Genomic DNA, 12018 nt, shown 5'->3' with positions numbered 1-12018 from the left:
TTAGCACAAAACAAGCCATTCTTTTAGTAGAATGGCTTGTTCTTATCGGGTAAGGGTTTGAACAGGTTTCTCCGCTGTTTTTGTAATGAGCAGCTGCAAGAGCCGTGTCGATTGTGGCAATGAAAAGCGAAGGACGAGTCCAGTAAAGATGGCCGTCAGAATCGTTCCAATGCCAATCGGGCCGCCGAGCATCCATGCAAATAGGAGCACGGTTAACTCAATACCATTTCGAACCCACTGTACGTTCAGCCCTGTTTTTGCTGAGATGAGCAGCATTAATGAATCCCTTGGCCCGGCGCCAAGATTAGCTGAGACATAAATGCCAACGCCATACCCAGACACAATCACGCCCGTAATAAATACATATAAAGCAGGTAAATACCCATGTGGTGCAGGTAATACTGCATTAAAGAAATCAATAAACACGCCAATCAGCACCATATTGAGAAGGGCGCCGATCTTTGGAAAAGATTTCGTGAAAACAGATGTCAGTGTCACAATGAGTGCACCAATAATGATCGACCATTGTCCAATGGTTAAACCAAAATGCTGAAACAGTCCATAATGAAAAGCGTCCCACGGACCAATGCCAAGGATCTTTCCCTTCACTGTCAGCGATAGTCCAAAAGCAAGTACAATCAATCCAACAAAATAAAAAAACCAACGTAAAAGATGTTCCCGCTTCAAAAGCTTTCCCTTCTTTCTTAAACACTCGATTTCAATCGTAACATACTCGCACGCCCCTTTAAATGGCTTTGCTCCATTGTAATCGCTTACTCGATAAAAAGAATTTTTTCCATAAAAAGAGCAGAGAACATCAAATTTTGGAGCAAGACTTTTGCCTTGTTTTTTTTAACAAAGTGAACCAATAATTAACAATTTTTATGAAAATAAGAAAAAAATTCAATATAAAATGACAAAAAAACAACCTTTATCCAATTAAAGAATATTCAAGATAAATTAGAATAGATTGTATGTAAATTGCGCCGTTAGGCCTGTTTTTATTGATAGATAAAATATTTAATACACGATAAAAAAACTTGTTTTATTGGAAAAAACATAGATGGATCAGATGTCGAAAGCTGTATATGACAAAAGGGCTATTTTTGTCGAAAATAGTCTTTTAGTCATGTTGAGGGTTCTGAAATGTTACTGATATTCTTTACCAAAGTGTGGGAGGTGAACTGGTACATACCATTATGATTTAGAGCAGGGAAAAGGGGATGTCAAAAAATGAACATATTAAAAAGAACGAGTCAATTATTTCTAATATTGGTGCTGATTGCTGGGAATTTATTAACAGTTTCGCCACCTGTTACGAAAGCCGCTGGGACAGTGGTTGTCAATAACGCAGATTCCTACATGATTGGAAATGGGAAGTTAGTTCTTTATCAGCTTGATGGGCAAAATCCAACAAACGTAAAGGCTAGTGTACAGGTGAAGGGAATTAATTCGACTGTAGTGAACGGTGTTGCTGTGAATGATCAAGAAAACACTGTGTATGCAACTACGACAGCAAGTGGAGAGCCAGTTCTTTATAAAATAAATGCGACCACTGGACAAGCAGAGCGTGTAGGTGTTTTAGGCGGAAGAGCGCCTAATGCCGTTGTTTATAACGGTAAATATATTCATTCGTATGCGGTTGATGGAGAACCCTACCTTGCAACGTACGACTTAGCAACTGGTCAAAAAACGTCTAAGAAAATTGTCGGTTATGACGTTGGTCCTGGCATTGGCGGAGACATTGGCGGAGACCTTGTCGTCGATAAGGATGGCTATCTTTGGTTCGCATCTAATACCAGTGGGTCCATTGCGCAAATGAATCCTGAAACAGCTGAAGTCATTCGAGTGATTCCAATCACAAATGCAGATGGTAAACCGATTGAGGGAGGAGTACGAGGAATTAGCTTTTTGCCAAATGGACAAATGCTATTACAATCAGGAAAAGATGACTCTATTGGTCATTCTACTCTTTTTACACTTGATGCGAAAACATTAAGTACAACATATATGGGCACTGTAGGTGATTCATTATCTTACGACTTAGCTTCAAGGGTGAAACCTGAATTCGATCCATATCCTCCTAACCTTGAATCAGAAAAATCTGTTACTTTACAGAAAAAAGCAGAAGGCAACACAGATGAAAAGCATCCAGAAGTAGGCGACACTTTGCTTTATACAATTAGAGCAAAAAATACGGTGCAATTCGGCATTCTTAAAAATCTGATCATATCAGATAATCTTCCGAGCAGCTTAACCTATGTTTCTGGATCTCTTAAGGTAGATGGCACAAGCGTAACAGATGCAAAGGATCAAGACAAAGGTGATTTTACAAATGGTACTGTGACAGGTCAAATAGGTGATGTGAAAGACACCGATTGGCACACCGTGACATTTGAAGCGAAAGTAGCAAAAGGGCAAGCTGGCAAGGATATTCAAAATACAGCGAATGTCAAAGGGGAAAACACACCGCCAGACAATCCAACAACAAACATAGAAATTTATCCTCGTGATCCGAAGCTTGAATCAGAAAAATCAGCGGTCTTACAGAAAAAAGCAGATGGGAATACAGATGAGAAGCACCCAGAAGTAGGGGACACATTGCTGTATACCATTCAAGCCCGTAACGCTGTTGAAGATAGTGTAATAGAAGACCTTGTCATTTCTGACAAGTTACCTCAAGGATTATCTTATGTACCAAATTCACTTCAGGTAGATGGAAATCCAGTCACAGATGTAAAAGATGACGACAACGGTGATATGACAGATGGAACTGTCACTGGAACGTTCGGTGAAGTGAAAGATACGAAATGGCATACCGTGACGTTTGAAGTCACAGTTGAAAAAGGCCAGGCAGGCAAAGATATTCAAAATACAGCGAATGTCACAACCGGCAACACACCGCCAGACGAGCCGACAACGAATGTAGAGATCTATCCTCGTGACCCAAAGCTTGAATCAGAAAAATCAGCGGTCTTGCAGAAAAAAGCAGATGGCAATACAGATGATAAGCATCCAGAGGTCGGTGATACACTTCTTTATACGATTAAAACAAAGAATACGATAGAAGACAGTCTCGTTGAAAATTTAGTGATCTCAGACGAACTGCCGGAAGGATTAGCGTATGTGCCGGATTCACTTCAAGTGGATGGAGAGGCAGTCACTGACGCAAAGGATGACGATAACGGAGACTTCACAGATGGTACCATTTCAGGACAATTTGGTGACATTCAAGATACAGATTGGCATACCGTGACATTTGAAGTGACGGTTGAAAAAGGACAATCTGGCAAAGACATTCAAAATACAGCGAGTGTCACAGGTGAAAACACACCACCAGACGATCCGACAACAAAAACAGAAATCTATCCTCGTGATCCAAAGCTGGAATCAGAAAAATCAGCGGTCTTGCAGAAAAAAGCTGAAGGTAACAAAGATGAGAAGCATCCAGAAGTAGGAGATACCCTGCTTTATACAATTAAAACAAAGAACACGATAGAAGACAGCCTTGTGGAAAATCTAGTGATCTCAGATCAATTACCAAAAGGGCTGACGTATGTCGCTGGGTCTCTTGAAATTGATGGAGAATCTGTCACAGATGTGAAAGACGACGATAGCGGAGACTACACAGATGGAAAGGTCACAGGTTATTTTGGTGATGTGAAGGACACGGACTGGCATACCGTGACGTTTGAAGTGACAGTTGAAAAGGGACAGGCTGGTCAAGACATTCAAAACACTGCCGAAGTAACAGGTGAAAACACACCGCCAGATGATCCAACAACGAAAACAGAAATTTATCCTCGTGAACCAAAACTAGCATCAGAAAAGACAGCGAGCATTCAGAAAAAAGCAGAAGGGAACACAGATGAAAAAACACCACAGGTAGGCGATACCCTTCTTTATACGATCAAAACAAAGAATCTTGAAGAGGACAGCATCGTCGAAAATCTCGTGATTTCAGATCAACTGCCAGAAGGTCTTGAATACGTCGAAGGGTCATTAAAAGTAGATGACCAAGCCGTCACAGATGCAAAAGATGACGATAACGGAGATTACACAAAAGGCACAGTCACCGGACAATTTGGTGATATCAAAGACACGGACTGGCATACTGTGACGTTTGAGGCGAAAGTAGCCAAAGGACAAGCAGGTAAGACCATTCAAAATACAGCAAAAGTAACAGGCGAAAACACGCCGCCAGATGAGCCGACAACCGAAACAAACATTGATCCAAGAGATCCAAAGCTTGAATCAGAAAAAACATCTGAGATCTCTCAAAAAGCAGAAGGCAATACAAATGAAAAACAAGTTCAGGTAGGCGACACCCTTCTTTACACCATCAAAACAAAAAATAGTGTAGAAGACAGTGTCATCAAAGATTTAGTCATCGCAGATCAACTACCAAAAGGTCTTGAATATGTCGAAGGATCATTAAAAGTAGATGGACAAGCCGTTACAGATGCAAAAGATGACGACAACGGAGACTACACAAAAGGCACAGTGACCGGTCAATTTGGCGATATCAAAGATACGGACTGGCATACAGTGACGTTTGAAGCAAAGGTCGCAAAAGGCCAAGCGGATAAAACCATTCAAAACACAGCAAAAGTAACAGGCGAAAACACGCCGCCAGATGAGCCGACAACCGAAACAAATATTGATCCAAGAGATCCAAAGCTTGAATCAGAAAAAACATCTGAGATTGCTCAAAAAGCAGAAGGCAATACAAATGAAAAAGAAGTACAAGTAGGCGACACTCTCCTTTACACGATCAAAACAAAAAATAGTGTAGAAGACAGTATCATCAAAGATCTAGTCATCACAGATCAACTGCCAGAAGGTCTTGAATACGTCGAAGGGTCATTAAAAGTAGATGGACAAGCTGTCACAGATGCAAAAGATGACGACAACGGAGACTACACAAAAGGCACAGTCACCGGACAATTTGGTGATATCAAAGACACGGACTGGCATACGGTGACTTTTGAAGCGAAGGTCGCGAAAGGATCTGAAGGTAAAACCATTCAAAATATCGCAGTTGTGAAGGGTGATAATGTTGACGAACCAGACAAACCTGAAAACTCAACAACGGTAGTACCGCCGCATGTGCCAGAGGTACCAGCAAATCCAGAGCATCCTTCTCATTCAGAACCGGATACACCTGGTCATCATCTTCCGAACACTGCAACAGAGATGTACAACCTTTTACTAGCAGGATTTGCACTTGTACTAATAGGTGCATCCCTTATTGTATGGAAAAGAAGAAAAAGAAACGGATAATCGTCCATGTTTCAAAAAATCATCTCAGCTCTATTGATTACAGCAGGTATTTGTCTTGTGATTGTAGGATATATGAAAATCGTTGATGGACAAAGACAAGTAGATCAATCATTCCAGTCTGCGCAAGCAGCCATCCAGCAAAAGGGGAAAATGGATTCCTCTTTTGTGCCGGAGGCTGGTGAAACCATTGGGCTCTTGCACATTCCAAAGTTAAACGCTGAGTTACCAATTGTAGAAGGAACAGCGGCGGAGGATTTGGCAAAGGGAGTGGGTCATTATCACGAGAGCTATTTTCCTAACGAACAGGGACAAATCGTTTTATCTGGGCATCGTGATACTGTGTTTAGACGAACAGGAGAACTTGTGAAAGGGGATCAACTTGTCATAGAGCTTTCATACGGACGATTCACCTATGAAATTGAGAAAACAAAGATTGTGAAAAAAGATGATCAAAGTATTATTACACTACAACAGGAAAAGGAAGAACTTGTCCTCACCACATGTTATCCTTTTTCTTTCATTGGTCCTGCGCCAAACAGATATATTATATATGGGAAGCGTGTTTAGCCACTGGATCAGCCTGCAGCTCATTCTTTCATTAACCGATTAGAGCGCTTAATCCCTTGATAAACAGGGAATCGTCTATATCATATCTAGAGATGCAGGGGGGGTCAATTTGTTAAATAAAGAAGATGTAAAGTATATAGATAACGTTGGAAGAATTGTCCTGCCGACAGATATAAGAAAACGGTTGAAAATTCATCCACAAGATTTTATTGAAATCTATCAAGAAGAAAGTCACATTGTGATAAAGCCTTATTGGCAGGATAAACCTTGTATCGTTACAGGGCAAGTCACCTGTTCCAATAAGGCGCTGTCAGGCGGTGTAGTTGTCAGCCCAGAGGGAGCGAGACTGCTCCTGCAAGATTTATTAGCGCTGCGGCTGCAAAAAGAGATATAAAAAAAGGCTGTTCTCACATGATGAGAACAGCCTTTTTGATCATACTGGATTCAAAATCCGATTTAAGAATTGTTTTGTTCGTTCTTCCTTTGGTCGTTTGAAGATTTCTTCAGGAGGACCTTGTTCGACGATGACGCCGCCATCAATAAAAATCACTTCGTCTGCCACTTCTTGGGCAAACTTGATTTCATGTGTGACAACCGCCATCGTCCAGCCTTCTTTCGCTAAATCTTTCATGACCTTTAAGACTTCTCCGACAAGCTCAGGATCTAGCGCAGAGGTTGGTTCATCAAAGAGCATAAGCTCTGGCTGAATGGCAAGTGCACGGGCAATGCCGACACGCTGCTTTTGACCGCCTGACAGCTGGAAGGGATACAAATCTTTTTTATCCTCAAGTCCTACCTTTTGCAGGAGCTGAATCGCTTCTTTTCGCACCGCTTCTTTCGGACGGCGCTGGACTTGGACTGGACCTTCCATCACATTCTCAAGAACAGTGCGATGTGGGAACAGATGATAATCTTGAAACACCATGCCTGACTTCCGGCGAAGCTTGAGCAAATCAGCTTGTTTATTTTTTTTAGAAAAATCAATCGAGAAATCATCGAAGGTAAAGGAGCCGGCATTTGGAATTTCAAGTGCATTTAAACAGCGAAGCATCGTTGTTTTTCCTGAACCTGATGGACCAAGAATCGCCACAACCTGCCCTTTGTTGATCGTAAAATCAATCGACTTTAAAATCTCATTTTCACCAAAGGATTTGTTTAAGCCTTTGACTGTTAGCATGTCGTTCCCTCCTTACCTTGCGACATATCGATCAAGTCGTTTTTCAATTTGGTGTTGAACGAGCGATAGAATGAAGCAGAATACCCAATAGATCAGGGCTGCTTCCATATAAATAAATAAAATTTGATCCAAGTTCGCCGCAGCAATTTCCTGTGATTTACGGAACATCTCTGCCACGAGGATTTGGGAGGCAAGCGATGTATCTTTCACCAAACTAATGAATGAATTAGACAGCGGCGGAATCGATACACGCACTGCCTGCGGTAAAATCACGCGGACGAGCGTTTTGCGATGGGTCATCCCAATCGAATACCCCGCTTCCCATTGTCCTTTTGGAACAGATAGGACGGATGCACGAATAATTTCCGAAGCATACGCACCTACGTTTAAAGAAAAAGCGATGATAGCACTTGGATATGGATCAAGTGTGATATTAAATGTCGGAAAGAAATAGAAAATAATAAACAATTGCACAAAAAGCGGCGTTCCGCGAACAGCCGACACATAGATAGAAAAAATCCATCTGAGCGCTTTGATTTTAGACATTCTAGCAAGAGCTGTCACAAGCGCGATAAAAAGACCAATGATAAAAGCAATGATGGCGAGGGGAATTGTATAATAAATTCCCTGCATCACCATTGGCCAAAAAGATTGCTGAAGAAGATCCCACGGAATGACGACTCCGAGGATATTATTTTGTAACATCTTCACCAAACCATTTCTTGGAAATCTTAGCGAGTGTACCATCTTTCTTCATTTCTTTTAGTGCGCCATTCACTTTGTCAACGACTTCGCCGCTGCCTTTTCTGAAGGCAAAATACGTTTCTTGTGGATCTCCTGTTTCAAATGCAACTTTTAGGTTTTTGTTACCGCTTGTTTTCAAGTAATTCAAGACAGCCAATTTGTCATTGAACGTCAAATCAGCACGCCCTTGCTGAATCAATTGAATGGATTGTGCAAGACCTTCAACCCCTTCAATTTTAGCGCCAGCATCTGTAGCTAATTTGTTATAGTTACTTGTTAATGATTGTGCTGCTTTTTTGCCTTTCACATCAGAAAGTTTCTTGATGTCATTGTTATCTGATTTTGTCACAACAATGGCTTGAGATGTTGTGTATTTATCAGAGAAATCATATTGATTTTCACGTCCAGTTTTACCAACTTGGTTCGCTACCACATCAAAACGTTTTGAATTCAGACCAGCAAACATGCTGTCCCATTGTGTTTCTTTGAATTCTGGTTTTAAGTCAAGACGTTTTGCAACTTCTGTGATGACCTCGACATCATAGCCAGTTAGTTTATCTGTCTTTTTGTCATGGAAGGTGAAAGGAGCATATGTACCTTCTGTACCGATGGTTAATACGCCTTTATCCTGAATGGATTTCCAAAGGTCACCTGATTCCTTAGACCCAGATTGTTTATTTGCGCTGTCGTTTGCAGCTGATCCGCATGCCGTGATCAATGCAACACAAGCGCCTAAAATAATGGCAAAGAACATTTTTTTCATTTTATTCCCCACTTTTCTTGTTGGTATTTACAACATATGATCTTACAGAGAAGCAACCTAAAAGTAAAGCATTTGAAACTAGCTTGAGCGAATCTCACCAACTTTATGCCCTGAACCCAATTCTTTCAAACCTCCATTCTTTACAATGTCTATTTGCTCTTAGTTGTGCGAACATTACTAAAATAAAGACTTTGTTACAGTGACGATAGAAGGAAGCATATTTATTATAAAAGATGTATAATTAGTAGGTTGTTTTGAAAATGGAATAATCACATGGAGACATGTTTTGATAACAGAACATCTTAGAAGAAGGAGGGCATCATTGTGGATGTTGGACAAAATCAGCCCGAACAATTGAAAAGGGCGATGACCTCCCGCCATTTATTTATGATTTCTCTTGGCGGTGTCATTGGGACAGGCTTTTTCCTTGGAACAGGCTATACGATTGGACAAGCAGGGCCAGTTGGAGCTGTTCTTTCCTATATAGTGGGCGGATTGATTATGTATTTAACCATGCTGTGTCTTGGAGAGCTGTCAGTCGCGCTTCCTGTGTCGGGGTCGTTTCATACGTATGCGACGAAATTTGTGAGTCCTGCAGCAGGATTTGCTGTTGGCTGGATTTATTGGCTTGGCTGGGCAGCCACCGTGGCGCTGGAATTTTTATCAGCAGGGCAGCTGATGAGACGCTGGCTTCCACAAGTGGATGTGTGGATTTGGTGTCTCATATTTGGGCTGTGTTTGTTCTTATTAAATGCCAGATCAGCGAAAGCGTTCGGGGAGTCGGAGTTTTTCTTCTCAACCATTAAGATTGTTGCCATCTTACTATTTATTGGCGTAGGTGGAGCGGCGATGTTTGGTTTTATTCAAACGACGAGCGGGGAACCAGCTCCTTACTTTAGTCATTTTGTGAGTGACGGCCTGTTTCCGAATGGCTTGCTGGCCGTTGTCGTCACGATGATCACGGTGAATTTTTCGTTTCAAGGGACGGAGCTGATCGGGATTGCGGCAGGAGAAAGTGAAAATCCGGAGAAAACCGTACCTCGCTCGATTCATCAGACGGTTTGGCGCACCCTTGTCTTTTTCGTTTTATCTATTTTTGTCTTAGCGGGTATGGTGCCTTGGAAAGAAGCGAGTGTGCTGCAAAGCCCATTTGTCACTGTGTTTGAGAGAACGGGCATTCCTTATGCGGCAGATATCATGAACTTTGTCATTATCATTGCTTTATTATCTGTGGCGAACTCTGGCCTATATGCCTCTACGAGAATGCTGTACTCTTTGTCGAAGGAAGGAATGGCAGGGAAGGCGTTTAGACGAGTCAATCAGCGGGGCATCCCGATCAATGCCTTACTGCTCACTTTCCTGTTTACAGGTATTTCGTTATTATCAGGATTCTTTGCAGAGAAAACCGTTTTTGCTTGGATCGTGTCTATTGCGGGCATGAGTGCCCAAACCGGCTGGATTACGATTACATTATCACAACTGCTTTTCCGCAGAAGATATTTGAAAGCAGGCGGAAAGCTGGAAAACCTAAAATTTAAAACCCCTCTTTATCCGGTACTGCCGATCATTGCGATCACGCTGAATTCGATTGTGCTAATCAGTCTTGCCTTTGATGCGGAGCAGCGGATTGGGCTGTATGTCGGCGTACCGCTCATGATCATTGGATATGTTGTCTATCACCGCTATGTGAAAAAACATCAGGTGAAAAGTGAACCGCTCCAGTTGCAAATCCACGGAGATGATGAAATTCGGTTTTAATTCAAAAAAAAAAGCCTTCCCATTCGGGAGGCTTCTTTTTCAATTTAATGCACGCCTTTCATCGCTTTCTTAATCACCGGTGTAAGCAGGAGCATGACACCACATAAAATGATGGCGAGCATGCCGATGATCCCGAAATAGACGGTTTCTGGCACTTTATCAAACAGCTTGACCACTTGCGCATTGATCGCCTGTGCCATTGCATTGGAAAGGAACCAAAGGCTCATCGTTTGCGCTGAGAAGGCAGCAGGTGCCAGTTTTGTTGTCGCTGACAGCCCGACTGGTGATAAGCAGAGCTCTCCGATGACGACGAGGAAGAAGCTCAGAACGAGCCATAATGGGCTCACAAGTGTGTTCGGACCAGACATGTATGCAGGAATGATCATGATGATAAAGGATAATCCTGCGAACAGAAGGCCAAGTGAGAATTTAATCGGGGTAGACGGCTGTTTCTTACCGAGTCTGACCCATAACCAAGCAAATACTGGTGACAGGAGCACAATAAAGATTGGGTTCAATGATTGGAACCAAGAAGAGGCTAATGTCATGCCAAGGAAATTCAAGTTTGTTCGCTGATCTGCATATGTGGCTAAAATATTTGAGCCTTGTTCTTGAATGGCCCAGAACATCACCGCAGCTAGGAACAATGGAATATAAGCGAGTACCCTCGACTGCTCCACTGCACTCGTTTTTTTACTAAAATACATCACAATAAAATAAACAATTGGAATCAGCACACCAAGGACACTGACAAACCAAGTGAATAGATTAATCGTGAGCGCTCCTGTTCGAATACCGATGACAGCAAAAACAGCAAGTACAATCACGATCAATGTACCGAAAATTTTGAAGTTCTTGCGTTCAGTAGCTGATAGTGGATTTGTGACATAAGTGCCGGCAAGTCCAAGATTCGGCTTTTTCGTGATGACAAACGTAATAAGTCCAACAAGCATACCAACGGCAGCGAGTGAGAAACCAAGATGGAAATTCACTTTTTGACCGAGTGTTCCGACAATTAATGGGGCGATAAAACCACCCATGTTGATCCCCATATAGAAAATACTGAATCCAGAATCCCTGCGAGGGTCTGTTTTTGTATATAGGTCACCGACTATGTTTGACACGTTCGGCTTTAGGAGGCCTGTCCCAATAATAATCAGCCCCATACTAATAAAGAGCGCTGTTGCACCGCTAGGCAGTGCCAAAATGACATGACCAAGCATAATGAATACCCCGCCATAAAAGACCGTACTGGATGAACCAAATACCCGGTCGGCAAGCCATCCGCCAATAATGCCTGACATGTAGACAAGCGCACCATAGACAGACATGATCGAATTAGCGGTTGTCTGGTCGAAGCCAAGACCGCCTTTTGTCACCTCTGTGTACATATAATAAATAAGCAGTGCACGCATGCCATAATAAGAAAAACGCTCCCAAAATTCAGTGAAAAACAGTGTGTAAAGTCCTTTAGGATGTCCAAAAAACCCTTTTTGAGGAACACTTTTAACAATTTTATCGTGGTCAATTGTAGACATGGCATAGATCCTTTCTTAAAAAAAGAGATATGAGAAAAATGATATTCTTGTATAGTTCTTGTGTCAATATAAAACTATTCTAAAACAGGAAAATGTTAGTTCAATAGGCGTAAAGACTCAAAAAGATGAAAAATTCGTTCAAGTGAAAATCATCGGAAAGTTATTCCAGAAGAATTTATATAAAATTT

The 12018-nt window shown here is 41.8% G+C and carries 9 protein-coding genes; 4 read left to right on the top strand and 5 right to left on the bottom strand.

The annotated features are described in order from the left end of the window. Window positions 1-42: 42 nt before the first annotated feature. A complete protein-coding gene (locus M2369_RS09140; protein ID WP_007498187.1) occupies window positions 43-687 on the bottom strand; it encodes a YczE/YyaS/YitT family protein in 645 nt (214 codons plus the stop codon). A 546-nt stretch (window positions 688-1233) separates the two neighbouring features. On the opposite strand from M2369_RS09140, the gene M2369_RS09135 reads away from it, so the two are divergent. The 3 genes from M2369_RS09135 (at window position 1234) to M2369_RS09125 (ending at window position 6244) form a co-directional block, all read left to right on the top strand. Next, window positions 1234-5283 (top strand): isopeptide-forming domain-containing fimbrial protein, encoded by a 4050-nt coding sequence (locus M2369_RS09135; RefSeq protein WP_259254029.1) that lies wholly within the window; start codon window positions 1234-1236, stop codon window positions 5281-5283. 6 nt (window positions 5284-5289) lie between these two features. Beyond that, window positions 5290-5850: a class D sortase gene (locus tag M2369_RS09130; protein ID WP_039166256.1), complete on the top strand. Its 561-nt coding sequence runs from the start codon at window positions 5290-5292 to the stop codon at window positions 5848-5850. Window positions 5851-5959: 109 nt separating this feature from the next. Then, entirely contained in the window at window positions 5960-6244 is a 285-nt protein-coding gene (locus M2369_RS09125) for an AbrB/MazE/SpoVT family DNA-binding domain-containing protein (protein ID WP_041508244.1), read from the top strand. Window positions 6245-6283: 39 nt separating this feature from the next. Here the strand turns inward: M2369_RS09125 and M2369_RS09120 are convergent, their stop codons facing one another. Genes M2369_RS09120 through tcyA form a run of 3 tightly spaced genes read right to left on the bottom strand, consistent with a single transcriptional unit; the run spans window position 6284 to window position 8534 of the window. Further along, on the bottom strand, window positions 6284-7027 hold the full coding sequence (locus M2369_RS09120) for an amino acid ABC transporter ATP-binding protein (RefSeq protein WP_007498183.1): 744 nt from the start codon (window positions 7025-7027) through the stop codon (window positions 6284-6286). 12 nt (window positions 7028-7039) lie between these two features. Beyond that, complete coding sequence (locus M2369_RS09115; protein ID WP_008347286.1) at window positions 7040-7732, bottom strand: amino acid ABC transporter permease; 693 nt, start codon at window positions 7730-7732, stop codon at window positions 7040-7042. Next, complete coding sequence (gene tcyA / locus M2369_RS09110; RefSeq protein WP_007498178.1) at window positions 7719-8534, bottom strand: cystine ABC transporter substrate-binding lipoprotein TcyA; 816 nt, start codon at window positions 8532-8534, stop codon at window positions 7719-7721. The genes M2369_RS09115 and tcyA overlap by 14 nt, the downstream gene beginning before the upstream one ends. Window positions 8535-8858: 324 nt before the next feature. Here tcyA and M2369_RS09105 point away from each other — a divergent pair, with 324 nt between their 5' ends. Next, window positions 8859-10292, top strand: coding sequence for an amino acid permease (locus tag M2369_RS09105; RefSeq protein WP_082055595.1), 1434 nt, complete (start codon window positions 8859-8861; stop codon window positions 10290-10292). A gap of 44 nt (window positions 10293-10336) precedes the next feature. On the opposite strand, the gene M2369_RS09100 is transcribed toward M2369_RS09105, so the two are convergent. Continuing rightward, window positions 10337-11830 carry a peptide MFS transporter gene (locus tag M2369_RS09100; RefSeq protein WP_045035005.1) on the bottom strand — a complete coding sequence of 498 codons (1494 nt, stop codon included), beginning with the start codon at window positions 11828-11830 and terminating at the stop codon, window positions 10337-10339. Window positions 11831-12018 lie beyond the last annotated feature (188 nt).

This window comes from Bacillus sp. JUb11, from assembly GCF_024807925.1.
GTDB classification, from domain to species: domain Bacteria; phylum Bacillota; class Bacilli; order Bacillales; family Bacillaceae; genus Bacillus; species Bacillus altitudinis.
This window is presented reverse-complemented; position numbering and strand designations above follow the sequence as displayed.

Coding starts and splice junctions, on each gene's coding strand:
- M2369_RS09135 (WP_259254029.1), top strand. CDS start 1,234: ATGAACATATTAAAAAGAACGAGTCAATTATTTCTAATATTGGTGCTG.
- M2369_RS09130 (WP_039166256.1), top strand. CDS start 5,290: ATGTTTCAAAAAATCATCTCAGCTCTATTGATTACAGCAGGTATTTGT.
- M2369_RS09120 (WP_007498183.1), bottom strand. CDS start 7,027: ATGCTAACAGTCAAAGGCTTAAACAAATCCTTTGGTGAAAATGAGATT.
- M2369_RS09115 (WP_008347286.1), bottom strand. CDS start 7,732: ATGTTACAAAATAATATCCTCGGAGTCGTCATTCCGTGGGATCTTCTT.
- tcyA (WP_007498178.1), bottom strand. CDS start 8,534: ATGAAAAAAATGTTCTTTGCCATTATTTTAGGCGCTTGTGTTGCATTG.
- M2369_RS09100 (WP_045035005.1), bottom strand. CDS start 11,830: ATGTCTACAATTGACCACGATAAAATTGTTAAAAGTGTTCCTCAAAAA.